A 24,217-nucleotide genomic window follows, 5' to 3' on the forward strand; every position below is an offset into this window, starting at 1 on the left:
CTTCCCTGATCGTTGCGCCGCTGGCGCTCAGACGTTGACGGGCGGACGGTTCTTGCGGAAGGCATTCTTGATCGCGATCTTGCCGTCACGCAGCGTGAAGGCGTCGATCATGCGCGCTTCGCTGCGCGCGCCATCGGCGGTGGTGCCGGTGTAGGTGCTGATGACGAAGCCACGCTCGCCATCGGCGAAGATTTCCGCGTCGATCCACTGGGCATCCGGCGCGTTCTGCCAGGCGGCGGAGAGGCCCGCACGCACGGCGTCCTGACCGGCGAAGGTCTTGCCTTCGAGTTCCGGCCCGGCGATGGCGAGGAATTCGCAGTCATCGGTCATCATCGACAGGCAGTCGTCGATGTCGTGACGGTTGAGGGCGTCGCAGAAGGCGGTCAGCAGTTCGATGGTGGCTTGGTGAGTCATGGGTCGGGCTCCGCAGTCTTGTTGTTGGGCTTGTTGTTGAGCTTTTGGCTGAGCTTGTTGCTGAGATTAAGGAGCGGCAGCAAGCGCTGCGCCATGACCCGAGACTACGCCGACACTTGCACCGCCCTTTAGCACCAGTTGGCTGCCACCGATTGGGCCAGTTGGCACCAGCGGGGCTGCCCTGGTGCCAACTGGTCCCATTGCGCCGCCTTGGGACGACTCAAACTGCAAGGGCCTCAGGCGCTGCCACGCCCGGTGGCGTGAAGGCCTCCGCTGACATGAAGCTCTCGCGCCCGAGCAGGATGTCACTGAGCAGGCGCGTGGCGGCGGGTGCCAGCACCAGGCCATTGCGGTAGTGGCCGGCATTCACGTAGAGGCCATCAAGCCCCGGCACCGCGCCGATGAAGGGCGTGCCATCCGGCGTGCCCGGACGCAGGCCGGCCCAGTGATGCTCCGGCGCCAGCTCACCCAGCGCCGGCAGAATACTCGCGGCGCTGGCATGCAGCGACTCGCGCGCCTGCGCGGTGGTGGACTTGTCAAAGTCCTGATGCTCCAGGGTCGAACCGATCAGAATCCGCCCATCGGCGCGCGGAATCACGTAGCGGCCATCGCACAGCACCACCCGCGACAGCAGCGGCGCATCCACACTGCAGAGCCCCGCCGCCACCGGATTGAATACCATCATCTGACCCTTCACCGGGCGCACCGGCAGCAGCACACCGGCGGCGGCGAGCAGCCTGCCACTCCAGGCGCCGCCACACACCACGACGTTATCCGCGCTGAGGGTCTCATCAACAAGCCGGACGCCCGTGACTCGCGATGGCGTGGCAAGCACCAGCTGCGTGACCTCACAGTCTTCACGCACCCGGATACGCGGATGCGCCAGCAGACGCGCATGCAGCGCCTGACCGAGTCGCGGATTGCGGATGCTGCCGAGCGTCGGCATCCACAGCGCCTGCTGATGGCCACTGGCCAGATGCGGCTCGCGCGCGTAGAGCGCCTCACGCTCGATCACCTCCAGCGGCTTGTGCTGGGTGCGCGCCCAGTCCAGCGCCAGCGCCTCATCCTCGACCCGCAGATAGATCAGGCCCTTCTGGCGGTATTCGGGGTCGATGCCGGTGGCGTCCTTGAGCGCCTCGGCAAGCCTGGGGTATTCGCCTTCTGACCAGCGTGACAGTGATGAGATGGCGCTCGAATAGCGCCACGGATACAGCGGCGAGACGATGCCGCCACCGGCCCACGATGCCTCGCGTCCGCACTGGCCGCGCTCCAGCAGCGTGACCGTCTGGCCCGCCTCGGCCAGCTGCCACGCCATCATCATGCCCATCACGCCGCCACCAATGATCAGGGTATCGCTCATCTGCCTTGCTCCTGCGGGGAATGAATAATCACAAATCTCATATTTCGATACGATTTGCATTATTTTTAGAAACAAAGCTATATTCACAGCATTGCCGCCGCCCGTTTTGCCTGTCCCCCCGCGACAGGTCCACCGGGCAGCCACCAACAAGAATGACGAGGGAGACACCCCGTGAGCGACGCCACCTTGACGCCTTCCAGCAGCGACACAAGCCCTGCCAGCGATGCAGGCCCCGCCGCCTCTGCCGAGCAGCCGCTGCCCGCCGGTCAGTTGCAGCCCACTGAGCTGCGCGGCGTGCGCGAGCTGTTCGGCATCGACAGTGATCTCAAGGTGCCGGTATTCGTGGAGCGCGACGCCCACGTGCCGGAAATCGATCACGCCTATCGCTTCAATCCCGATGTCACCCTCGCCATCCTCGCCGGCTTCACCAACAACCGCCGCGTGATGGTTCAGGGCCTGCACGGCACCGGCAAATCGACCCATATCGAGCAGATCGCCGCGCGCCTCAACTGGCCGTGCCTGCGCGTCAATCTCGATGGCCATGTCAGCCGGCTGGATCTGGTCGGCAAGGACGCCATCGTGATTCGCGACGGCGTGCAGGTCACCGAGTTCCAGGAAGGCATCGTGCCCTGGTCGCTGACCCGCCCCATCGCGCTGATCTTCGATGAGTACGATGCCGGCCGCCCGGACGTGATGTTCGTCATCCAGCGCATCCTGGAGCGCGACGGCCACTTCACGCTGCTGGATCAGAACCGCGTGATTCGCCCGCATCCGCAGTTCCGGCTGTTCGCCACCGCCAATACCGTCGGGCTTGGCAATCAGGATGGGCTCTATCACGGCACCCAGCTGCTCAACCATGCGCAGATCGACCGCTGGAACATCGTCGCCAAGCTGGATTACCTGCCGCGTGAGGAAGAGGTGAAGATCGTGCTGGCGCGTGTGCCCGCCAAGGACAACGAGCGTGGCCGCGCCCTGATTCGCGCGATGGTCGCGGTGGCCGACCTCACCCGCAAGGGCTTCGCCAATGGCGACCTGTCGAGCCTGATGTCGCCGCGTACCGTGATCACCTGGGCGGAGAACTGCGAGATCTTCCGCAATCCGGCGCTGGCCTTCCGTCTCTCCTACCTCAACAAGTGCGATGAGCATGAGCGCCCGCTGGTCGCCGAGTTCTATCAGCGTTGTTTCGCCAAGGAGCTTGAGGAATCCGCGGCGCTGATGGAGAGCGACCTGATGGATGAACAGGACAGCGACAACGGAGCCCGGGCATGAGTGCGGCCCAGCAGGTACGCCGTCGTCAGCAGTATCTCGAGGAGCTCTCGGCTGCGAGTCTCGGGGCACTCAGCGGTCAGGCCGGCTGGGCCTATCGGGGGCGGCGCCTGAGTCGGCATGCTCAGGCGCTGCCATTGCGCACGCCGCATCTGCGCCTTGAGGAAGATGATTGCACGCTCGACAACTATCGCGCGGTCAGCGATGCCATCGCGCTGCGCCTGGTCCACACCGACGAGGCACTGCATCTGGCGGCGCGTCCGGCGCTGCCGGAAACCCGCCTGATCTATGACCTGTTGGAGCAGCTGCGTGTCGAGGCGCTGGCCGACCCTGACATGCCCGGCGTGAAGGAGAATCTGGCGCGGCGCTTCACCGACTGGTGCCTGGCCTTCTATCACGCGGGCCTGACCGAGACGAGCAGCGGCATCCTCATCTACAGCGTCATCCAGTCGTGCTGGTCGCGCCTGATGGCCTGTGCGGTGATCCACGAGACGGAGGATTACATCGAGACGACGCGCGCCTCCTTCTATCAGGCGCTGGGCGCTGACATGGCGGGGCTGAGACGCACGCGTTTCGATCAGGCGGCCTATCAGCAGCATGCGCTGAACATCAGTCTGTGGCTGGATCAGGAACTGGCCGAGTCACTGGAGGAGCAGGACGGCGAGGAGGATGACGAGTCAGAGGCCAGTCAGCGCTTCGCGCTGTTTCTGGAAAACGAGGATGAGGAAGCGAGTCTGCTCGAGGAGCAGGCGGCATCGCAGCTTCCGAGCCATCGGCGTGGCGCGCCGGAGGAATTGCTGCCCTATCAGGTGTTCACCACAGCCTATGACCGCGAGCTGGAACCGGCCAGGCGCATGCGCGCGGCCCTGCTCGACGAGTATCGTCAGGCGTTGGATACGCGTCTGGCGGAGCAGAAGATCAACGTGCGGCGCCTGGCACGTCAGCTGGCGCGTCATTTCAGCTCGCCGCAGCGTGAGGGCTGGCACTTCGGGGAGGAGGAAGGAATCATCGATGGGCGGCGGCTGAGTCAGGTGATTTCCTCGCCGGCCGAGCGGCGGGTCTTCCAGCGCGAGCGCTGGGTGCCCGAGGCCAGTGCGCAGGTCAGTTTCCTGATCGACTGCTCCGGTTCGATGAAGGTGCATGGCGAGGCGGTGGCGATGTTGATCGAGATACTCACCCGCGCGCTCGACATGGCCGGCGTGCCCACCGAGGTGCTTGGCTTCACCACTGGCGCCTGGAATGGCGGCCGCGCCCTGAAGGACTGGCGACGCGCCGGCAAGCCCGCGCGACCGGGCCGCCTGAATGAAGTGCAGTATCTGATCTTCAAGCCCGCCTCACTGGCGTGGCGCCGTGCGCGCCGCAACTTCGGCGCCCTGCTCAAGGCCGATCTCTACCGCGAAGGCGTGGATGGCGAAGCCGTGCAATGGGCCTGCTCACGACTCGCCGATAACACTCCTGGCGACGAAGGCGCGCGCCGCCTGCTGGTCGTCATCTCCGATGGCAGCCCCTGTGACAGCGCCACCAACACCGCCAATGACGAACAGTACCTCGACAGCCACCTCAAGCAGGTCGTCGCGCAACAGACCCGCTCCGGCCACCAGGCCATCCTCGGCCTCGGCGTCGGGCTGGACCTCAGCGCCTACTATCCCAACCAGCTGATCATCGACCTCGAACGCACCCTCGACAACGCCCTCGCCGATGAAATCGTGTATCACATGGCGCTCGCGTGCCGGCATCAGGGGATGTGAGTGAGAGATCTTTGTCTGATAATTAGTATCACCCTTACTAAGAACTAAAAGCACTAGACCTTCTTCACTGCCACCAAACAACACCAGCTTATAACAAAAAAATCATAACGAATAACTTTTATTCCCGATTAGGATCAACTGTATGATTAACACTCGCACTCATTATTAGATTGTCTAAAGGAAGTTAAAATGACAGTACGTGATGTATACGAGTTCGCTTCTGATAGGCCAATTAAAAAATTAGATGATGACAAGTTAGGCCGCACTAGTTTTGCCTCCGACTTAGCGAATGCGATAGCTAGCTGGAATGGTGAAGACAGCTTGGTGGTAGCCTTACATGGAGATTGGGGGTCCGGAAAATCTTCTATAAAAAACATGGCTCTATCTAAGCTGAACATGCTCCATGAAAATAAGCCTAATGTCATACAGTTTTCACCCTGGGAGTGGGCTGCACAGGAGAGAATCACTGATTCTTTTTTCCAAGAAATTTCTAAAACAATAAATAGAGAAGACAAAAGTGAAACTGGTAAGAAACTGGCAAAAACTCTTAGAAAATATGGGCATTACTTAGAAACAGGCGAAGTAGTTGCAACTGGCCTTTCCGCTATACTGCCATTTCTATTTATAGCTGCAACAATACTAGGTATTGGAGGCAGTATTGCAAATGAGGACTGGATAAGAAACATAACCACAAGCTTACTAATAACAATAGGCGTTATCGCCGCAACGCTAAAATGGGGAAATTTACTTTTAAGTCGGATAAGCACCAATATATTAGATAGCGCAAAAGCAAAAGAGCAAAATCTTAACGAAATAAGAAACGAACTTACAGAACTTTTAAAAAACCAAGCGTCCCCATTAATTATAGTCCTAGATGATTTAGATAGATTAAACTCGTCCGAATTAAAAATGATATTCCAACTCATAAAAGCTAATTCGGAATTTCCAAACGTAGTATTTTTATTGCTATTTCAGCGCGATGTAGTCGAAAACAAAATGAATGATGGAATGCAACTGGGCCGTGATTATTTAGAGAAAATAATACAGGTACCTTTTGATATTCCAAAGATAGAAACTACTCGACTACACGACCTACTGTTTGAGAGATTAGACAGGACTATTGGAACAAATACATTAGCTTTAGAACTTTTCGACTCCACAAGATGGGCCAATATTTTCAATGGCGCAATGAACAAATACTTTGAAACCTTGCGAAATGTGTACAGGTACACATCTACACTATCTTTTCATTTCACTTTGTTACAGGGCAAAAGTGCATTTGAAGTTAACCCCGTTGATTTAATGGCAATTGAATGCTTGAGAGTTTTCGAGCCGGATGTTTATAAAGAAATTGCACGCTCTAAAGCGATATTGACCAAATTGAGAGCAGGTCAAAGTGAAAGCGATATAAAGCTTACCAAACATCAGTTAGAAAACATCATAAAAAAATCTACTACTGATAAAAAGGAAGCGGTTGAACAAATCATAAAACAGCTATTCCCGACGGTCGAATGGGCCCTAGGAGGGATGAACTACTCTAGAGAGGTAGGAGATTCTTGGCTAAGAGAAATGCGAATTTGCCATCATTCTATTTTTGACAAATACTTTCAATTTTCTATACCGCGCGGTGAACTATCAAATTCTGACCTAAAGGAGTTAATTCAATTAACTTCCAGAAGTGATGAACTTTCTAGATCAATATTATTACTTGAAGAGGAAGGTGTTTCAAAAAATGCCCTATCACAACTTGAAGCTTACATAAATGAAATCCCCTTGGAGAATGGCGAATCTTTTATCAAAGCTATTCTTGACATAGGCGATGTAATCGAGCATGAAACAAAAGGGTTTACCTTTATTAGTGCACATACTCACGCTGTAAGGCTTGTAGTATGGTTTCTGAGGCGTATTGAGAATGATAAAGATAGAGGTAGTCTTCTAATTTCCTGCTTTAAAAAATCTGACGGGTTGTCGATAATTGACCACATGTTAAGTGCAGAAGTTAGCCGACGAGAGAAAGGTGATCCGGACCAAGTTTTAGCCGATGAAGAACTCGAATCTCTTAAAGATGAATTAATAGAAAAATTTGATAAAATGTCAAAGAACGAACCTGACAAGTTGCTATCGAACAACCATCTAATTTCATTACTATATACATGGAAAAAGTTAGGGAAGGAACAAGAAGTCAAGAAATGGCTAAAAGATAATACAAAGAGCACTGAAGACTGCTTAAGACTATTAAACAAATTCAAATATCGCAAATACACACAATCTATGGGTGATTACAACGCCAGAGCTACCACAATTATAAAACTAGAAGATATAGAAGAATTTATCGATGTTTCTACCATACAAGAAAAGACTCAAGAACTAAGCGAAGAAAATCTGGTTCCCGATTACAAGGAGACATTAACTGCATTTCGCACGGCTCTAAACAGAAATTAAACCAACAAAATAAAACCTCACAATCACTATAATATAAATTAAGTTTAAGGTTAAAAATCTGTACTATAGGCTAAATCGGGTAGGCCTTCGCCTACCCAAGTTATTATTAATCAAACTATAAATAAGGCTCAATATCATGAGGTGCGCTGCTGTGCCTGAACAACAGTGACCGCAATGACATTGAGGATGTCGGCGGTGGAGCAGCCGCGCGAGAGGTCGTTGGCGGGTTTGGCGAGGCCCTGGAGCAGTGGGCCGATGGCTTCTGCGCCGCCGATGCGCTCGGCGAGCTTGTAGCCGATATTGCCGGCTTCCAGATTGGGGAACACCAGCACGTTGGAGGTGCCTTTGACGCGGGAGGTGGGCAGCTTGCGCTCGGCGATTTCCGCCACGATGGCGGCGTCGAGCTGCACGTCTTCATCGATGGCGATATCCGGGCGTTGCTCGCGTACCCGATGCGCGGCCTGCACCACCTTGTCCACCGAGGCGTGGTGCGCGCTGCCATTGGTGGAGAACGACAGCATCGCCACCCGTGGGTCTTCCCCGAGCAGAGCCTGGGCACTGTCGGCGGCGGCCAGCGCGATCTGTGACAGCTCCTCGGCGTCGGGGTCGATCACCAGCCCGCAGTCCGAGAAGATCATGCCGCCCTTCAGATTGTGGAACGGCTTGCACAGCATCATCAAAAAGAAGCTGGAGACCAGCTTGCTGCCCGGCGCCAGCCCCAGCAGTTGAATGGCGGTGCGCACCACATCGGCAGTGGTGAGCACGGCACCGGCCACCGAGCCATCCGCCAGCCCTTCTCGCACCATCATGTTGGCGAACGTCAGCGGATCACGAATCTTCTCGGCGGCCTGCTCCGCCGTCATGCCCTTGGCCGCGCGATGCGCGTGCAGCGCCTCGGCAAGCCTGGCGGTGTGCTCGGAGGTGGCGGGGTCGATCAGCTCGAGCCGTGCCAGCGCCTGATCCTCAAGCCCGGCTTCTCTGGCGGTAGCGGCGATGACGATGGGGTCACCCACTACCATCACCTGCGCCAGGCCCTGCTCCGTCGCGCTCACCGCCGCCTGCACCACCCGCATGTCCTGCCCTTCGCAGAGCACGATACGGCGCGGGTCTGCCTTGGCCCGCGCCAGAATGTTGTTGAGTGCCTTCATGTCTGTCTCCTCGCTGCCCTAGCAGGCAGCCGACACATCCAAAAAGCCCCGGACATCTGAAATGGCCGGGGCAAGGGAGAGTTCCAGTCCTGCTTGCGCGTCGCGCTACACCCGCTTCATCGCGCTGCCATCCATGACCTGCACAGCGCGATCAGCGATGGGCGTTACACGTAATCCTGATACTTCTCGAGCAGACGCACCGGCTTCTTGAGGGCGTCGCGGCGGAACGGGTCGCCCAGTTCGCGAGTACACATCACCTCGATGACGCAGGTCTTGCCTTCGTTCATCTGCATGTCGATGGCCTTCTTGAGGGCCGGGCCCACGTCTTCCAGACGGTCGACGGTGATCCCTTCGGCACCCATGGAGCGCGCGATCTCGGCGAAGCTCTCGTTGTCCAGCTCACCGGCGACGAAGCGACGGTTGTAGAACTCGACCTGGTTCTTCTTCTCGGCGCCCCACTGACGGTTGTGGAAGACGACGGCCGTGACCGGAATGTCGTGACGCACGGCGGTCATGATTTCCATCAGGCTCATGCCCCAGGCGCCGTCACCGGCGTAGGCGATGGCCGGACGTTCCGGCGCGGCAGTCTTGGCACCCATGATGGTCGGCAGCGCGTAGCCGCAGTTGCCGAAGCTCATCGGGGCGAAGAAGCTGCGCGGACGATCGAAGCGCAGGTAGCTGTGGGCCACGGAATTGATGTTGCCGATGTCGGTGGACACCATGACATCTTCCGGCATGGCCTTTTCCAGCTCGCGCAGTACCTGACGCGGGTGCAGGTATTCGCCGCCGGAGAACGGCTTCTCGTCCTTGGCTTCGTCGATGGCGTCGAGGCTGAAGGCATCCTTCTCGTGGGTCCAGGCATCCAGCTCGGCTTCCCAGGCGGCCTTCTCTTCACGAATCTGGGTCAGACGCGAATCCTTGGAGGCATCGCATTCCAGGTTGCGACCGGACAGGCGCTCGGTCAGGGCGATGGCCGCTTCACGCGCATCGCCGCAGATGCCGACGGAGATCTTCTTCACCAGGCCCAGCATCTTGTGGTCGGCGTCGATCTGGATGATCTTCGCGTCCTTCGGCCAGTAGTCCATGCCGTGCTGCGGCAGGGTACCGAACGGCCCGAGGCGCGTGCCCAGCGCGATGACGACATCGGCCTGGGAGATCAGCTTCATGCCCGCCTTGGAGCCCTGATAACCGAGCGGACCACACCACAGCGGGTGACTGGCCGGGAAGGAATCGTTGTGCTGGTAGCTGTTGACCACCGGCGCGCCGAGACGCTCTGCCAGTGCCTTGCACTCCTCGACGCCATCGGCCATCACCACACCGCCACCGGAAACGATGACCGGGAACTTGGCGCTGGCCAGCAGCTCGGCTGCCTCATCCAGGCTCTTGCTGCCACCCGGGCCGCGGTCGACACGTGCCGGCAGCGGAATCTCGCATTCGATCTCGCCGTAGAAGTAGTCACGCGGAATGTTGAGCTGGGTCGGGCCCATCTCGGACATGGCGCGGTCGAAGCAGCGACCGGTGTATTCCGCCATGCGCGACGGGTGGGTCACGTGGCCCTGGTACTTGGTGAATTCCTGGAACATCGGCAGCTGCTTGCATTCCTGGAAGCCGCCCAGGCCAATGCCGGTGGTGCCGGCTTCCGGCGTGACGATGACCACCGGGCTGTGCGCCCAGTAAGCGGCCGCGATGCCGGTGACGCAGTTGGAGATGCCCGGACCGTTCTGGCCGATGACCATGCCGTGACGGCCGGAAACGCGAGCATAGCCGTCGGCCATGTGGGCAGCGCCCTGCTCATGCACCACCGGAATGAGGCGAATGCCGGCCGGGGCGAAGATGTCCATCGCATCCATGAAGGCGGAGCCCATGATGCCGAACATGTCGGTGACGCCATTGGCGACCATGGTTTCCACGAAGGCCTCGGAAGGGGTCATCTTCTGCTTGCCCTGCACGACCTTGCGATTGTCTGCGCTGTCTTGAGTGCTCATGGCGTCTCCAACTCTAAATTTTATGTTTATTGATACATTTAGTTCCGATTACCGAAACATGTGACCAAAATTAGCCCCCGCCGCGCGGTCCGTCAAGCCCGATTTCGGAAAATGATCAAAAACACTCCTTTTTTAGAAACTTCTTCCGATGAATGGAGTACTGTTAAAGTAGGCACAGCAACGCAAGGCACTGACGGGCCGAGCGTTTCGGCGCCACACTGCCCAGCGCACGGATTGAAGGAGGGAATAGCCCATGAACAGTGCCACCCAGCCCCAGACGAGCCTGCCGCGTGATCGCAAGGACGCTGACAGGGACACCGGCAAGGAAGGCAGCAAGATAGAAGGCGATACGCCCGCCCAGCGTCTGCTGGCGCTGCTGGAGGTGATCGCCGCCAAGGACCAGTTCTTCACCCTGCAGGGACTGGTGGAAGAGACCGGCCTGCCCAAGCCGACGCTGCACCGCATGCTGCAGCAGCTGGAAGGCAGCGGCATGCTGCAGCGCGAGGCGGACAACCGCCATTACAGCAAGGGCAGCCGGCTGCGCCGTCTGGCGGAGAACCTGCTGCTCAACGACACCGTGCAGGGTGCCCGCCACGGCGTGCTCAACCGGCTGATGGAAGAGGTCGGCGAGAGCTGCAACATCACGGCGCTGTCCGGCAGCGAGGTGCTGTATCTGGACCGCGTCGAGACCCAGGCCCCGCTGCGCTTCTATCTGCACCCCGGTTCCCGGGTGCCGGTGCATTGCTCCGCCAGCGGCAAGCTGTTTCTGGCCCAGATGCCGCCCGCCCAGCGCCGCCGCCTGCTGACCGGCACGCCGCTGAACGCGATGACGCGCAATACCCTGACTGACATCGAGTCCGTCGAGGCCGAGATCGAGCAGGTCCGCCAGCAGGGCTTCGCGCTGGATGATGAGGAATTCCTGCCCGGTCTGGTGTGCATCGCGGTACTGGCACCCAATCCCGATGGGCCCTCCAACATCGGCGTGGCGATCCAGGCGCCGGTGATGCGCCAGTCGCGTGAGGACATGCTCAAGCATCTGCCGGCACTCGAGCGCGCCGCCCGCGATATCGCCGCCATCCAGCGCGGTGCGATACCCTCCGCCTGAGGCCAGCGGGCTGGAGCTGGGACTGGGAAAGAAGAGCGACTGGCACAAGGTCGTGCTTCCCGTGACGCGCATGAGGGGCTAGCCTAGCGGACTGCCTTTCACACGCCACGTCGAGAACACCATGTCCGCCAGCGATGCCTTGCGTCTTGTCCTGCTGTCCACCCTGTGGGGCATGTCTTTCATCTTCATGCGCGTGGCCGCGCCGGAATTCGGCCCGACCACGCTGATTCTGCTGCGCATGGGCATCGGCGCGCTGGTACTCGCCCCGCTGCTGCTGGGCGCGGGGCGCCTGAGGATGCTGTGGGAGCACAAGGGCCCGCTTGCGGTGCTGGGGCTGACCAGTCAGGCGCTGCCCTTCTGCCTGCTGGCGCTGGCCACCACCCAGCTGGAGGCCGGCTTCACCTCGCTGATCAATGCCACCACGCCGCTGTTTACCGCCTTGCTGGGCATGGCGCTGTTCGCCACGCCGATCCAGAAGCAGCAGTATCTCGGCCTGGCCGTGGCCTTCAGCGGTGTCTATGTGCTGTCGAGTGATCGCCTCGATTTCCAGCTCGGCGGCGACGGCTGGTTCATCCTCGCCGCCCTCGGCGCGACCTTCTGCTACGGCTTCGCCTCCAACTTCTCGCGCCAGCGCCTGAATCACCTGCCGGCGCCGGTACTGGCCGCGGGCAGCTCACTGATGTCGTCCCTGCTGTTGCTGATTCCGGGCCTGTGGATGTGGCCGACGACCAGCGTCAGCCTGGAAGCCTGGGGCAGCGCCATCGCGCTGGCGGTACTCAGCACCAGCCTCGCCTTCCTGATCTTCTTCCGCCTGCTGGCCAGTGCCGGTGCCACCGCCACCACTTCGGTCACCTTCCTGGTGCCGGTCAGCGCGCTGCTGTGGGGCAACATGCTGCTCGATGAGGTGATCGATGCGCGCATCCTCACCGGCATGGGCATCACTCTGCTGGGCACCGCCATCGCCACCCGCCTGATTCGCCTGCCGACACGTCAGAAAGTCGCCTGACCACTTGCCGCATGATGCAAAAAGGCCCGCCCCTGAACACGAGGTTCATGGGCGGGCCTTTTGGTTCAAGAGCTTTGGGTTTGTGAGCCTTTTGCCTTGTGGGGCTGAGCGCTCAGGCGCCAGTCATTCGGGTCAACCAGCTCAGCCGGTCAATCGAAGCATGAATCAACCCGCCGCTTCCTCGGCGGCATCGGCCAGCGCTTCGAAGACACGCGCCACGGCTTCCGCACCCGGGTCGCTGTTGCCGACCAGATGAGCGGAGGGCACGTAGGCGGAGCGTCCGGCCCGCGCCTTGGCCATCTCGGCGGTGGCATCCGCGCCCTGACGGGCGGCGCGCGCCATCGCGGCCCAGTCGACCCGCCCGGCGCGTATCTCCTGCCTGCTCTCGGCCGGCGAGGCTGACTGATCACCCTGCTGATCAGACTGCACCGATTCCTGCAGCGCCTCCAACGCCGGCAACAGCGCATCCAGCAGGCTGCGGTCGCCGCGTGAGGCGCCACCGTAGTGCTGCATGCGGGCGACGCCGTGACTCAGGGCGTCGTGCCAGCGCTGGCCCAGCGGCGCCTGGCCATGTGCGTCCGACTGCTCCTTCCAGCGGGTGGCGGCGGCGGTGAACAGCGTCGAGAGCAGCACACCACTGGAGCCGCCCATGCCGTGGGCCAGCTGCTTGCCGATGGTGGTCATCAGCTCACCGGAATCGCCACACGCCAGCTCACAGTCTTCCAGCGCCTCGATCACCGCGCGCGCACCGCTGGCGAAGGTGCTGCCGGTATCGCCGTCACCGCTGATGGCATCGAGTCGGTCAAGGTCCGCCTCGCTGGCAAGCAGGATTTCCAGTGCCGCGCGCAGCCGTTGCTCGACCTGCGGATCGCCCGGCAGACCGGCACGCGATTTCACGCCACGGGCGGCACGCTCCTGGCAGTCGGCCTTGGCCTGGGCACGTCTGGCATCCGAGGCCTCATCACTGGCCGTTCTGACGGCGTCCTGACTCGGCGTGAAGTGCGCCAGTGGCGTCACCGGCTGTACGCCCGGCCAGGCGACCGGCGCGCAGCTGGCACTGAGCGCCTCATCCAGCAGGCTATCCAGCGGCAGCAGCGTCAGCGAGAAGCCGTGCATGTCCAGCGAGGTCATCAGCGGTTGCGGGCCGACCACGGCATGGATGCCCAGCGCCTGCAGCGACGGATGGGTCAGCGCTTCTTCCAGCAGCAGGCTGCGCTCCAGCGCCGAGCAACCGCCCAGATCATTGATCAACAGCAGATGGCCGCTGGCCGGCAGGTCGCCGCCGACATCCTTGCGCGAATGCCCCTGCACCAGCGCCGTGACCACGGTATCCATGACCGCATGCACGCCGTGGGTGCCCGAGTCGCTGCCAAGCTCGAGCGCCATGGCGCCCGGCTCGCCGTGAATGCCCAACCCCAGTTCCGGTGCGCGCTGCTCACGCGGCTTGCCGGGATGGCGGCCGACATTGAAGGCCACGCCCAGGGTCGAGCAACTGTCGGCGACGCGCCGTGCGACGGCGGTGATTTCCTTGAGGCCCGCCCCGCGTGCCGCCAGCGCACCGGTGACCTTGTGCACCAGCAGCGTGCCGGCCAGCCCGCGTGGCTGCGGGTTGTCGGGCAGCGCCACGTCGTCGGCGACGATGACCATCTCGACCTTGAAGCCTTCCTGGCGCGCCCGCTCGGCGGCCAGCCCGAAGTTGAGGCGATCGCCGGTGTAGTTCTTGACGATCAGCAAGGCCCCGGCCTCACCGGTCACTTCGCGGATCGCCGCCAGCACGGCGTCCACCGTCGGCGAGGCGAACAGCTCACCACACACGGCGGCCGTCAGCATGCCCGCGCCGACGAAGCCTGCATGCGCGGGTTCATGCCCCGAGCCGCCACCGGAAATCAGCGCGACCTGATCACGCGCCCAGTCATCGCGTACCACCAGGCGCATGCCACTGGCGGGGTCTGACAGCCGCACGCCACTGCCATCCGGGTGGCGCAGTCGTGCGCAGCCTTCCAGCGCCTCGCCGACGACCTGGCGTGGCTGATTGATGAACTGTCGGCCAGACTCGCTGCTACTCATCCTTCTCTCCTTGAGGACACTCGCCCTGCTGATAAAGGCGGCACTTGAGGCCGCCGTTCATGCCTGTCTTGTGCCACGACGCTTCCATGACGATCGGGGGCCTCGACTCATCCTGCCTTGCCGTTCCCCCCAGCGTCGTTCGCGACTTTGCCGGATGCAATAGTCATATCAGAAAATGATGGCATTCGCGCTGCAGCGTTGTGCCACGCCCGTCGATCGAGCGGCCTGAAAGACAAAAGCCCCCCGACGCCTGCGCGTGCGGGGGGCTTGGAATGTCGGGAGCCAGCGGGAAGCGGGCTCGCTTGTCATGCGAGTCACCTTTCCTCCTTGGCCCTGGCCTCGGCAGACTCGGAATCAGCAGACACGCTATCGTCACGCTCGGTATCGGCAGGCTCGGTATCGTCACGCTCGGCACCGGCAGACTCGGTATCGGCAGACTCAGTACCGGCAGAGGCTGCCTGCTGCCTCGGCGGCGACTGGGAGGCTGGCCTAGGCGCTGGCGCCTGCTGCGATAGCGGCGCGGGCTTTGATACCGGCGCGGGCTGTGGGTGCAGCCAGGAAGGCAGGCGACTGGCGGGGGCTTCCAGATTCGAGGCCTGGAAATCGCCGGCCTGGTATTCGCAGGAAGAATACTCCATCGGCGTGTGCACCCTGAAGCCGTGCTTGCCGTGGTGCTTGACCCGGTACATCGCCTGATCGGCCCGTTCCAGCGCCAGCCCGAAGCGATTGTCGGCATCGCGCCCGAAGCAGATGCCGATGCTCAGGCCGATGCGGCCGAGGCCACCGCTGATCTCGAGGGGATGCGCGAAGCGCTCCAGCCAGCGACGGGCGATATGTTCGACACGCGGCAGTGACATGCGGGGCAGCTGAAAGAGGAATTCGTCGCCGCCGAAACGCGCCGAGAGATGATGGTGGATGCCCAGCCGATGCAGCTCATCGTTCAGGCCATGCGCGACCAACACCAGCACTTCGTCGCCGGCACGATGGCCGAACTGGTCATTGACCTGCTTGAAGCCGTCGAGGTCGATGAAGATCAAGGCACTGTCATCGGCCAGCGGTCGCTGATGCCAGCTGTTGATGGCCTGGCGATTGGCAAGCCCGGTCAGGGCATCGGTGCTGGCCAGCGCATTGAGGCGCGATTCGTAGTCCTTCTCATGACTGATGTCGGTATGCGTGCCCAGCAGGCGCAGGGCATTGCCGTGCTCATCGCGTTCGACCACCCGCCCGCGGTCGGCGACCCAGGTGATGCTGCCGTCGCGGGCCAGCATGCGATGCACGACCTGATAGACCTCGGTGCGCCCCTCAAGGTGATCATTGAGGTTGGCGAGCACTTCGTCGCGGTCTTCCGGGTGCAGGTGCTCACGCCAGACATCGAAATGGGCGTTCAGCTCGCCGGGCTGATAGCCCAGCATGCGCCCCCAGCGATAGTTGAAGATGGTGAGCTTGCCGCTGGGCACTTCGAGTTGCCAGAGGCGCAGGCCGGTACCGTCGAGCGTCGTCGACAGTTTCTCTTCCAGCCCCGCTAGACGGCGTTCAAGGCGAGCCTTGTCGCGTTCCATCTGCTGGAGTGCTTGTTCCAGTGATTGTTCACGCAGACTCTTGCGTGCCATGCCAGGCCCCCGGTCGACTCCTTGTCCTGCATCCTGTTTATCCATCGGCACCACGGTGGACTCCCCACTCGCTTGCCGATGCATCGCTCACGGTCTTGTGTTCTGTCTTGTCGCTCTGTGTTGCGGTGTTCTTCCGCCTGTCGTGCCTGGCGTCCTAGGCGCTTCGCTGCCCAGCCCGGTGACTGGGCGGTTGTCACCCGCTCGAGGTCAATAAGCACTAACTGTAGCTTAGATACCTAAAACAGAACCTATCGATATAACGTCCAGATGTGACAGCCCGAATGCCGAAAGAATCCCGACGAAAGTCTAAATCACATCAATAGCGCAAAAATGCGCAAGCCATATGATATTTGCGCATCGCGCCCGAGCATCAGGGCGCAAAAGCATCAGCGCGTCAGAGCGCCAGCTCGCCGCCCTTGGCCACGGCGCGCTGAAAGGCTTCGCGCTGACGGATGCGGGCCAGCCATTCCTGGATATTCGGGTGATTCTTGAGCCCCTGGCGCGCATCGAGCGCCTGGATCGGGAAGCTCATCTGGATATCGGCACCGGTCAGCGAGTCGCCGGCAAGCCACTGGCGATGCTCGAGACAGGTATCCATGTAGGCGAGATGCGCCTTGATCTCCGGACTGATGAAGCTGTCGTTCACCCCCTTGGCCAGCTTGCGCGCGATCGGGCGCACCAGCCACGGCACCGGCGGCTTGTCGAGACGCGAGAACACCAGTCTGAGCATCAGCGGCAGCATCGCCGAGCCTTCGGCGAAGTGCAGCCAGAAGCGGTAGTCACGCTCGGCCTGGCTGCCGGCGGGCGGGCGCAGATGGGCAGTGCTGCCGCTGCCCTGGCCGGCGTACAGATCGATCAGGTATTCGATGATCGCACCGGACTCGGCGACCACCACCGGCTCGGCATTCTCTCCCGCCAGCGTGGTGTCGGTGATGATCGGCGCCTTGCCCAGCGGGTGAATCTCCTTCAGCGCCTTGGGCGCACGCATGCTGTTGCTGTCGCGGGCATAGGTCTGCAGACGGTATTCAAGATTCAACTCTTCCAGCAGCCACAGGATGCGCTGCGAGCGCGAGTTTTCCAGATGGTGAACCGTGATCATGGGCGTGCTCCTGAGGGTGGGGGCAAGTGCGCAGCAGTCAGCTTCGGGGCGATCAGCGCTCGAAGATGCTGTCACCCAGGTCATCGATGGTGCGCTTCGCCTTGAGCAGGGTCAGCTCCACGGCGCCCTCTTCGCCCGGCACGGTGTCGGAGCGCTCGAAACGATGCTCCAGCATCTCGCCGCCTTCCACCGGCTTGCGGATCACGCCCGACACCCGGTATTGACCATCGTGCTTCTGCGGCATCGCCACGATCAGATAGCCCTTGTATTCGGTGGCTTCCGGTTCCTTGACCGGCGCAGGCTCGCCTGCGGCAAACAGTTTCTTCAGCATACCCAGCATGAGATATCTTCCTTGGCCGGCCGCCATGACGGTCGCCGGCAATCTACGTGCAGAAATGACAATGAAAAGAGGCTTCTGTCAGCATCGCATGCACCCACGGGGGAGAAAAGCGCTCAGCAACGCCCCTGAGCGCCATGCGTGCCTTGGATGAGCAGCACCTCATCAGACGAAAGCGCGCCCGGCTCTGGCCGCCTAAAGCGAGATACGACAGCCGGATAACGTGGCACCGACAGCCGGATAGCACGACGCCGACCCCTATGGCAGCGAATGGCTGCAGCAGGGGCCGGCGTCATGGTGTTCCGAGATCAGGCTATCGGATCAGAGATTACTCGATGCCACGTCCCTTGCTGGCCGCGATACGCAGGCGCAGGGAGTTCAGCTTGATGAAGCCGGCAGCATCTTTCTGGTCGTAGGCGCCCGCATCGTCTTCGAAGGTCGCGATGGACGCATCGAACAGCGAGTCTTCGGACTGACGGCCGACGACGATCACGTTGCCCTTGTAGAGCTTGAGACGCACGACGCCGTTGACGACCTTCTGGGACTCATCGATGGCCGCCTGCAGCATGCGACGCTCCGGGCTCCACCAGTAACCGTTGTACACCAGCTCAGCGTACTTGGGCATCATCTCGTCCTTCAGGTGGGCCGCTTCGCGGTCCAGAGTGATGGATTCGATGGCACGGTGAGCACGCATCATGATGGTGCCGCCCGGTGTTTCGTAGCAGCCACGCGACTTCATGCCGACGTAACGGTTCTCGACGATGTCGAGACGGCCGATGCCGTTGGCGCCGCCGACCTTGTTCAGGTACTCGAGCACTTCGTGAGCGGCCATTTCCTTGCCGTCGATGGCAGTGATGTCGCCCTTGGTGTAGGTCAGATCGATGTAGGTCGCGTCATTCGGCGCCTGCTCCGGGCTGACGCTCCAGCGCCACATCTCTTCTTCGCACTCGGTCCACGGGTCTTCCAGCACGCCACCTTCATATGAGATGTGCAGAAGGTTCGCGTCCATGGAGTACGGAGACTTCTTCTTGTTCTTGGCGTAGTCGACTTCGATACCGTGCTGCTCGCAGTATTCCATCAACTTCTCGCGGGAGTTCAGGTCCCACTCACGCCACGGCGCGATGACCTGGATGCCCGGCTTCAGCGCGTAGGCGCCCAGCTCGAAACGCACCTGGTCGTTGCCCTTGCCGGTCGCGCCGTGAGAGATGGCGTCGGCGCCGGTCTCGTTGGCGATCTCGACCAGACGACGCGCGATCAGCGGACGTGCGATGGAGGTGCCCAGCAGGTACTCGCCTTCATAGATGGCGTTGGCACGGAACATCGGGAAGACGTAATCGCGGACGAAGGTCTCGCGCAGGTCTTCGATGTAGATCTCCTTCACGCCGAGGGCTTCTGCCTTGGCACGCGCCGGCTCGACTTCCTCGCCCTGACCGAGGTCAGCTGTGAAAGTCACGACTTCACAGTTGTAGGTTTCCTGCAGCCACTTGACGATGACTGAAGTGTCCAGGCCGCCGGAGTAGGCGAGAACGACCTTTTGCACGTCGGACATGCTTGACTCCTGAGTTGATGCTTGTAGTTCCCGCGTACCACTGATGAACGCCGTGGCCGCAGGTGGGGTTGGATCGCCCGGTCCAGACGAGCGAGGGCCGCGCAAGCGCAGCCGCTCATCTACCCGAATCACGATGTGACGCCGATTATAGCGAGGCTGGCACCTCACCGATACTGCCAGGAGGGCCAGAGACACCCCGGCACGCGGCCAGCGCCGCGACGCGCCCTTTTCGCCCTGCTACAATTGGCCACCTTGAGCGTCGGCAATACGCACGACGCAGCACGAGATGCTATGACGGGATTGGAGATCTTGATGACCCAGGCGAGCGAGCGCACGCAGATGGCACAGCGCTTCCGTGGCTTTCTGCCAGTGGTGGTCGACCTCGAGACGGGTGGTTTCAATGCCGCCGGTGATGCACTGCTCGAGATCGCTGCCGTCACGCTGACCATGGACGACGATGGCAACATGGTGCCGGATGCGACCTATGCCTTCCACGTGGCCCCCTTCGAGGGCGCCAACATCGAACAGTCGGCACTGGATTTCACCGGTATCGATCTCGACAACCCGGTGCGCAAGCAGGTCGCGGTGGCCGAGAATCAGGCGCTGGGCGAGATCTTCAGCCCGGTGCGCAAGGCCATCAAGGCGCACGGCTGCACGCGTGCGGTGCTGGTCGGCCACAATGCAGCCTTCGATCAGGGCTTCCTGAACGCGGCGGTCGAGCGTTGCGGTATCAAGCGCAATCCGTTCCACCCGTTCTCGTGCTTCGATACCGCTTCGCTTGCGGGTCTGGTCTATGGCCAGACGGTACTGGCCCGCGCCTGCCGCGCCGCCGGCATCGAGTTCGACAACGCCTCCGCCCACTCGGCGCGTTATGACACCGAACGCACCGCGGAGCTGTTCTGCGCGATGGTCAACCGCTTCAAGGACCTGGGCGGCTGGGACCTGGCGATGAAGGAACAGGGCATGAATGATGAGGTGCCGGCCTCGCTCGACGCGCCCGCGCCCTGACTGGCAGAGCTTTTGACAGCTCCTCCGGCTGACAGACTCTCTGAGAGCCAGACATGAAAACGCCCCCGCAGCCAGGCTGCGGGGGCGTTTTTTCTGCTCGGCACTGCTCGGGTCAAGGCGAGCCCGATCAAAGCGAGCCCGATCAGAGCGACTCCTATCAGAAGATGCCGATCAGAAGATGCCGATCACTCGGCAGACGCTTCCTGAGCGGCCTGCTTGATCAGCGGCTCCAGTTCGCCGCTCTGGTACATCTCGACCACGATGTCGCAACCGCCGACCAGCTCGCCGTTGACCCACAGCTGCGGGAAGGTCGGCCAGTTGGCGTATTTCGGCAGCTCGGCGCGGATGTCCGGGTTGTCGAGAATGTTGACGAAGGCGAAACGCTCGCCGCAGGACATGACGGCCTGCACGGTCTGCGCAGAGAAACCACACTGCGGCAGCTGCGGGGTGCCCTTCATGTACAGGAGGATCGGGTTCTCGCCAATCTGCTTTTCGATCGATTCGATGGTAGTGCTCATGTGCAATCCTCGGACGGTGGGCGCAAGGCCCGTGAGTGTCATTCCCTCATTCTACTGGGGGTAAGCCATGAATTCAGCCCCCGATAGTGCCCGAGTTGTGGATTGCTGTCTGCAGCAGCGCGCATCGGCCCTGCAGCGCGCGCCATGGCCGCCCTGATAACGGCGTGAGCGTTGCACGCTCGAGCCGAGCTGGCTAGGATGGCTCTTTTGACAGGCAGCGCCATCCGGGCGCCGTGATCGTCGGCGACTTCCTTCCCTCCGACGCATGGCGCCCTTTTCGATGGTGCTGCCCGAGACCCTGACAGGAGCCCGCTCGATGGCCACCCGGCACTTTCTGACCCTGCTTGACCTTTCTCCGGAAGAACTCGACTACCTCATCCAGCGCGCCATCACCATCAAGGATGGGCTGAAGAAGGAAGGTCCGGTCTATACGCCGTTCGCCAACCGCACCCTGGCGATGATCTTCGAGAAGTCCTCCACGCGTACCCGCGTGTCCTTCGAGACGGCCATGGCGCAATTCGGTGGCCATGCGCTGTTCCTGTCGCCGCGCGACACCCAGCTGGGCCGTGGCGAGCCGATCGGCGACACCGCCCGCGTGCTGTCCGAGATGGTCGATGGCGTGATGATCCGCACCTTCGCCCACTCCGATATCGAAGCCTTCGCCGACGCCTCCAGCGTGCCGGTCATCAATGCGCTGACCGACGACTATCATCCGTGCCAGCTGCTGGCCGACGTGATGACCTGGACCGAATGCCGTGGCTCCGTGAAGGGCAAGACAGCGGTCTGGATCGGCGATGGCAACAACATGTGCCATTCCTGGATCAACGCCGCGCGTCAATTCGATTTCAATCTGCGCATCTGCTGCCCGGAAGGCTACGAGCCGGACAGCGAGATCGTCGCGGCGGCTGGCCAGCGCGTCAGCATCCATCGTGATCCGCAGCAAGCCGTGCAGGGCGCGGACCTGGTGACCACCGATGTCTGGGCCTCCATGGGTCAGGAAGAAGAGCAGCTCAAGCGTGAAGCCGACTTCGCCGGTTTCCAGGTCGACGAAGCCATGCTCGACAAGGCCGCCGACGATGTCATCTTCCTGCACTGCCTGCCGGCACACCGCGGCGAAGAGATCAGCATGGGTCTGCTGGATGACCCGCGCGCCGTCGTCTGGCAGGAAGCGGGCAATCGCCTGCACGCCCAGAAGGCACTGCTCGAGTTCCTGATGCTGGGTCGCCAGGACTGAGCCTCAAGGCTGAGCCGCCGCTCAGCAAGCCGAAGGGGTGCCCTGCCGCCGCCTGCATCCACGCAGGCGGCGCTCACGTATGCTCAAGCGAGACGGGCACTCCCCTGCTCCGCTGCCTTCATCGCCATCCGGACTGACCTGCCATCATGCAACCGCTCCTTCAGATCGATTCGCTGGAATGTCGCTACGACACCACCGTCGTGACTCGCGACATCAATTTCTCCCTCAACAAGGGTGACATTGCCTGCCTGCTCGGCCCCTCCGGCTGCGGCAAGACCACGCTGCTGCGCGCGATTGCCGGCTTCGAACCGGTAGCGATGGGCGAGATTCGTCTCGAAGGCGAGGTGCTGTCCAGCGCGACTCATCTGACCGCGCCGGAGCAGCGCCATGTCGGCATGGTCTTTCAGGATTACGCGCTGTTCCCCCACCTGAGCGTGGCGGACAACGTGGCCTTCGGCGTGCGCCGCATGACGCGTGAAGCGCGCAATGACAAGGTGACGGAGCTGCTGACGCTGGTCGGCCTCGCCCATCTCGGCGAGCGCTTCCCGCATGAGCTGTCCGGTGGCCAGCAGCAGCGCGTGGCCCTGGCCCGCGCGCTGGCGCCGGAGCCGCGCATTCTGCTGCTCGATGAGCCGTTCTCGAATCTGGACGTGGAGCTGCGGCGCCAGCTGAGTCAGGAGGTGCGGCGGATTCTCAAGCACCTCGGCATCAGCGCGGTGCTGGTCACGCATGATCAGAATGAGGCCTTCGCGATGGCCGACCAGATCGGCGTGATCCACGGCGGTCATCTGCAGCAGTGGGACACGCCGTTCAATCTGTATCACGAACCTGCCACGCGCTTCGTCGCCAACTTCATCGGCCAGGGCTATTTCATCCCCGGCACGCTGAAGGACAACGAATGCGTGAGCACGGAGCTGGGCGTGATTCGCGGCAACCGTGCCTATCCGTATGCACCCGGCACGCCGGTGGATGTGCTGCTGCGCCCGGATGACCTGGTGCTGGCCGAAGGGGACTCGGAAGCCACCGACCTCAAGGCGCGCGTGCTCAGCGCGACCTTCGCCGGCACCAGCACCCTCTATAGGCTGGCGCTGCCTTCCGGGCGGGAAGTCGAGGCGGCCTTCAACAGCCATCACGACTATCAGCCCGGCGAGCAGGTCATGCTGCGTATCCAGGCCGATCACCTGATCCTCTTCGAGCGTGTCGAGGAGAGTGAAGCGGTGCTCTAGCACCCTACGCGCAGGATGATCGCCAGCCATGAAAAAACGGCCTCCTTTCGGATGGCCGTTTTTTCATGCCCCGCTGGTGGCGTGTCGCTATTTGAACTGACTCCACTGCTTGGGCGACTGCCCGTACAGACGCTTGAATTCGCGACTGAATTGCGAGGAGCTCACATAGCCCACGGCCATAGCCGCCTCGCTGACGGTCTTGCCATTGGCGATCTGCATGGCAGCGGTATTGAGGCGCATGGACTTCACGAACTGGATCGGCGACATCGTGGTCGCCTGCTTGAACTTGCGGTGGAAGACGGCGCGACTCATGCCGACCCGCCCGGCCATGTCTTCAATGCTGACCGGCTCGTCCAGTCGGCTGGAGAGGTAATCGATCGCCCGCGCGATCTCGTTGCCCACACCGAAGGCGCGTCGCGCCGACTCACCGGCCTCTCCCTTCAGGACGGCGTAATAAAGCTCCCGCAGCCGCCCTTCTCCCAATATCGCCGCATCGGCGGGGTTCTGCGCCACCTGCAGCAGTCGCAACAAGGCATCGCTGAAGGCGGCGTCCCAATGCGCCAGGGCAAGCCCCGGCGGCAACGGGCCGCGGGCCGGCTGGCGCACGAGGCCCACGGCGCTCTCCATCTCGATGGCAAGCTCCGTCATTACCCGCGTATCCAGCGAGAGGTAGACGCCCAGCAGCGGCGTCTCTGGCGAGGCCGTGGGGGCGCCCGCCTCGACCGGCATCGAGATGGGACAGCACAAATACTGGCGGCTGTCGTAGACATGCCGCTCGCCGTCCAGTATCGCCTCCTTGGCACCGCTGACGATCACCACCACGGCGGGCTCATAGATGGCCGGCGCGCAGCGCACGGGCTCCGTCATGCGAAAGAGCTGCACGCCCTTCACTGCGGTCTCTCGAATGCCTTCCTCGTGGGCGAGGCTCGCCACGAGTCGTGTGATCTCTTGTCTGCTCATGTCGCCAATCTAGCGCCAGGCCTGCCTTTCATCAACAACTTGAGACGATCAGGCAACGATTGTCGGCAATTTCAGCCGACCTCGAGCCTGAGTGAGATTTATCGTCCATTCCTCTCCGTATTGGCAGACCCGGGC

General features: G+C 61.5%; 19 protein-coding genes. 8 read left to right on the forward strand and 11 right to left on the reverse strand.

Annotated elements, in window-relative coordinates:
- Positions 1 to 27: 27 nt before the first annotated feature.
- The gene (locus tag LCW13_RS12675) at positions 28 to 414 is read right to left on the reverse strand and encodes a nuclear transport factor 2 family protein (protein WP_054555520.1); all 387 of its coding nucleotides are present in this window, start codon (positions 412 to 414) and stop codon (positions 28 to 30) included.
- Positions 415 to 634: 220 nt separating this feature from the next.
- On the reverse strand, positions 635 to 1,774 hold the full coding sequence (thiO, locus tag LCW13_RS12680; protein ID WP_225347075.1) for a glycine oxidase ThiO: 1,140 nt from the start codon (positions 1,772 to 1,774) through the stop codon (positions 635 to 637).
- Positions 1,775 to 1,945: 171 nt separating this feature from the next.
- Between thiO and LCW13_RS12685 the strand changes: the two genes are divergently transcribed.
- The 3 genes from LCW13_RS12685 to LCW13_RS12695 all read left to right on the forward strand — a co-directional run bounded on the left by LCW13_RS12685 (position 1,946) and on the right by LCW13_RS12695 (position 7,230).
- Complete coding sequence (locus LCW13_RS12685; protein ID WP_225347076.1) at positions 1,946 to 3,043, forward strand: AAA family ATPase; 1,098 nt, start codon at positions 1,946 to 1,948, stop codon at positions 3,041 to 3,043.
- The gene (locus LCW13_RS12690; protein WP_225347077.1) at positions 3,040 to 4,788 is read left to right on the forward strand and encodes a cobaltochelatase CobT-related protein; all 1,749 of its coding nucleotides are present in this window, start codon (positions 3,040 to 3,042) and stop codon (positions 4,786 to 4,788) included. Before LCW13_RS12685 ends, LCW13_RS12690 begins: the two co-directional genes overlap by 4 nt.
- Positions 4,789 to 4,977: 189 nt before the next feature.
- A complete protein-coding gene (locus LCW13_RS12695) occupies positions 4,978 to 7,230 on the forward strand; it encodes a KAP family P-loop NTPase fold protein (protein ID WP_225347078.1) in 2,253 nt (750 codons plus the stop codon).
- A 134-nt stretch (positions 7,231 to 7,364) separates the two neighbouring features.
- On the opposite strand, the gene pta is transcribed toward LCW13_RS12695, so the two are convergent.
- Both pta and xsc read right to left on the reverse strand, forming a co-directional pair.
- Complete coding sequence (gene pta, locus LCW13_RS12700; protein WP_225347079.1) at positions 7,365 to 8,378, reverse strand: phosphate acetyltransferase; 1,014 nt, start codon at positions 8,376 to 8,378, stop codon at positions 7,365 to 7,367.
- Positions 8,379 to 8,542: 164 nt separating this feature from the next.
- Positions 8,543 to 10,363 carry a sulfoacetaldehyde acetyltransferase gene (gene xsc / locus LCW13_RS12705; RefSeq protein WP_225347080.1) on the reverse strand — a complete coding sequence of 607 codons (1,821 nt, stop codon included), beginning with the start codon at positions 10,361 to 10,363 and terminating at the stop codon, positions 8,543 to 8,545.
- Positions 10,364 to 10,616: 253 nt separating this feature from the next.
- On the opposite strand from xsc, the gene LCW13_RS12710 reads away from it, so the two are divergent.
- Both LCW13_RS12710 and LCW13_RS12715 read left to right on the forward strand, forming a co-directional pair.
- Entirely contained in the window at positions 10,617 to 11,468 is an 852-nt protein-coding gene (locus LCW13_RS12710) for an IclR family transcriptional regulator (protein WP_225347081.1), read from the forward strand.
- A 121-nt stretch (positions 11,469 to 11,589) separates the two neighbouring features.
- Positions 11,590 to 12,474 carry a DMT family transporter gene (locus tag LCW13_RS12715; RefSeq protein WP_131432527.1) on the forward strand — a complete coding sequence of 295 codons (885 nt, stop codon included), beginning with the start codon at positions 11,590 to 11,592 and terminating at the stop codon, positions 12,472 to 12,474.
- A gap of 165 nt (positions 12,475 to 12,639) precedes the next feature.
- Here the strand turns inward: LCW13_RS12715 and LCW13_RS12720 are convergent, their stop codons facing one another.
- The 5 genes from LCW13_RS12720 to LCW13_RS12740 form a co-directional block, all read right to left on the reverse strand.
- Complete coding sequence (locus LCW13_RS12720) at positions 12,640 to 14,541, reverse strand: dihydroxyacetone kinase subunit DhaK (RefSeq protein WP_225347082.1); 1,902 nt, start codon at positions 14,539 to 14,541, stop codon at positions 12,640 to 12,642.
- A gap of 314 nt (positions 14,542 to 14,855) precedes the next feature.
- Positions 14,856 to 16,151: a diguanylate cyclase domain-containing protein gene (locus tag LCW13_RS12725; RefSeq protein ID WP_225347083.1), complete on the reverse strand. Its 1,296-nt coding sequence runs from the start codon at positions 16,149 to 16,151 to the stop codon at positions 14,856 to 14,858.
- Positions 16,152 to 16,545: 394 nt separating this feature from the next.
- Positions 16,546 to 17,250: a glutathione S-transferase gene (locus LCW13_RS12730; RefSeq protein WP_153636321.1), complete on the reverse strand. Its 705-nt coding sequence runs from the start codon at positions 17,248 to 17,250 to the stop codon at positions 16,546 to 16,548.
- Between the two features lie 52 nt (positions 17,251 to 17,302).
- Positions 17,303 to 17,590, reverse strand: coding sequence for an HlyU family transcriptional regulator (locus tag LCW13_RS12735; protein ID WP_306424366.1), 288 nt, complete (start codon positions 17,588 to 17,590; stop codon positions 17,303 to 17,305).
- Positions 17,591 to 17,915: 325 nt separating this feature from the next.
- Positions 17,916 to 19,181, reverse strand: coding sequence for an argininosuccinate synthase (locus LCW13_RS12740; RefSeq protein ID WP_225348161.1), 1,266 nt, complete (start codon positions 19,179 to 19,181; stop codon positions 17,916 to 17,918).
- A gap of 267 nt (positions 19,182 to 19,448) precedes the next feature.
- Between LCW13_RS12740 and rnt the strand changes: the two genes are divergently transcribed.
- A complete protein-coding gene (rnt, locus tag LCW13_RS12745) occupies positions 19,449 to 20,144 on the forward strand; it encodes a ribonuclease T (RefSeq protein WP_054555724.1) in 696 nt (231 codons plus the stop codon).
- 185 nt (positions 20,145 to 20,329) lie between these two features.
- On the opposite strand, the gene grxD is transcribed toward rnt, so the two are convergent.
- The gene (gene grxD / locus LCW13_RS12750) at positions 20,330 to 20,662 is read right to left on the reverse strand and encodes a Grx4 family monothiol glutaredoxin (protein WP_043331357.1); all 333 of its coding nucleotides are present in this window, start codon (positions 20,660 to 20,662) and stop codon (positions 20,330 to 20,332) included.
- A 316-nt stretch (positions 20,663 to 20,978) separates the two neighbouring features.
- Here grxD and argF point away from each other — a divergent pair, with 316 nt between their 5' ends.
- Entirely contained in the window at positions 20,979 to 21,896 is a 918-nt protein-coding gene (gene argF / locus LCW13_RS12755) for an ornithine carbamoyltransferase (protein ID WP_043331358.1), read from the forward strand.
- Between the two features lie 146 nt (positions 21,897 to 22,042).
- Positions 22,043 to 23,122 (forward strand): ABC transporter ATP-binding protein, encoded by a 1,080-nt coding sequence (locus LCW13_RS12760; protein ID WP_054555527.1) that lies wholly within the window; start codon positions 22,043 to 22,045, stop codon positions 23,120 to 23,122.
- Between the two features lie 87 nt (positions 23,123 to 23,209).
- Here the strand turns inward: LCW13_RS12760 and LCW13_RS12765 are convergent, their stop codons facing one another.
- Positions 23,210 to 24,082, reverse strand: a complete 873-nt coding sequence (locus LCW13_RS12765; protein ID WP_225347084.1) for an AraC family transcriptional regulator — start codon at positions 24,080 to 24,082, stop codon at positions 23,210 to 23,212.
- Positions 24,083 to 24,217 lie beyond the last annotated feature (135 nt).

The sequence above is a fragment of the Cobetia amphilecti genome (assembly GCF_020217465.1).
GTDB classification, from domain to species: domain Bacteria; phylum Pseudomonadota; class Gammaproteobacteria; order Pseudomonadales; family Halomonadaceae; genus Cobetia; species Cobetia amphilecti.

What these genes read in the sequence shown, in the direction of transcription:
- rnt (WP_054555724.1), top strand. Translation starts at nt 19,449, where the DNA reads ATGACCCAGGCGAGCGAGCGCACGCAGATGGCACAGCGCTTCCGTGGC.
- LCW13_RS12765 (WP_225347084.1), bottom strand. Translation starts at nt 24,082, where the DNA reads ATGAGCAGACAAGAGATCACACGACTCGTGGCGAGCCTCGCCCACGAG.
- argF (WP_043331358.1), top strand. Translation starts at nt 20,979, where the DNA reads ATGGCCACCCGGCACTTTCTGACCCTGCTTGACCTTTCTCCGGAAGAA.
- LCW13_RS12725 (WP_225347083.1), bottom strand. Translation starts at nt 16,151, where the DNA reads ATGGCACGCAAGAGTCTGCGTGAACAATCACTGGAACAAGCACTCCAG.
- pta (WP_225347079.1), bottom strand. Translation starts at nt 8,378, where the DNA reads ATGAAGGCACTCAACAACATTCTGGCGCGGGCCAAGGCAGACCCGCGC.
- LCW13_RS12675 (WP_054555520.1), bottom strand. Translation starts at nt 414, where the DNA reads ATGACTCACCAAGCCACCATCGAACTGCTGACCGCCTTCTGCGACGCC.
- LCW13_RS12695 (WP_225347078.1), top strand. Translation starts at nt 4,978, where the DNA reads ATGACAGTACGTGATGTATACGAGTTCGCTTCTGATAGGCCAATTAAA.
- LCW13_RS12715 (WP_131432527.1), top strand. Translation starts at nt 11,590, where the DNA reads ATGTCCGCCAGCGATGCCTTGCGTCTTGTCCTGCTGTCCACCCTGTGG.
- LCW13_RS12710 (WP_225347081.1), top strand. Translation starts at nt 10,617, where the DNA reads ATGAACAGTGCCACCCAGCCCCAGACGAGCCTGCCGCGTGATCGCAAG.
- LCW13_RS12735 (WP_306424366.1), bottom strand. Translation starts at nt 17,590, where the DNA reads ATGCTGGGTATGCTGAAGAAACTGTTTGCCGCAGGCGAGCCTGCGCCG.
- LCW13_RS12690 (WP_225347077.1), top strand. Translation starts at nt 3,040, where the DNA reads ATGAGTGCGGCCCAGCAGGTACGCCGTCGTCAGCAGTATCTCGAGGAG.
- xsc (WP_225347080.1), bottom strand. Translation starts at nt 10,363, where the DNA reads ATGAGCACTCAAGACAGCGCAGACAATCGCAAGGTCGTGCAGGGCAAG.
- LCW13_RS12760 (WP_054555527.1), top strand. Translation starts at nt 22,043, where the DNA reads ATGCAACCGCTCCTTCAGATCGATTCGCTGGAATGTCGCTACGACACC.
- LCW13_RS12730 (WP_153636321.1), bottom strand. Translation starts at nt 17,250, where the DNA reads ATGATCACGGTTCACCATCTGGAAAACTCGCGCTCGCAGCGCATCCTG.
- LCW13_RS12720 (WP_225347082.1), bottom strand. Translation starts at nt 14,541, where the DNA reads ATGAGTAGCAGCGAGTCTGGCCGACAGTTCATCAATCAGCCACGCCAG.
- thiO (WP_225347075.1), bottom strand. Translation starts at nt 1,774, where the DNA reads ATGAGCGATACCCTGATCATTGGTGGCGGCGTGATGGGCATGATGATG.
- grxD (WP_043331357.1), bottom strand. Translation starts at nt 20,662, where the DNA reads ATGAGCACTACCATCGAATCGATCGAAAAGCAGATTGGCGAGAACCCG.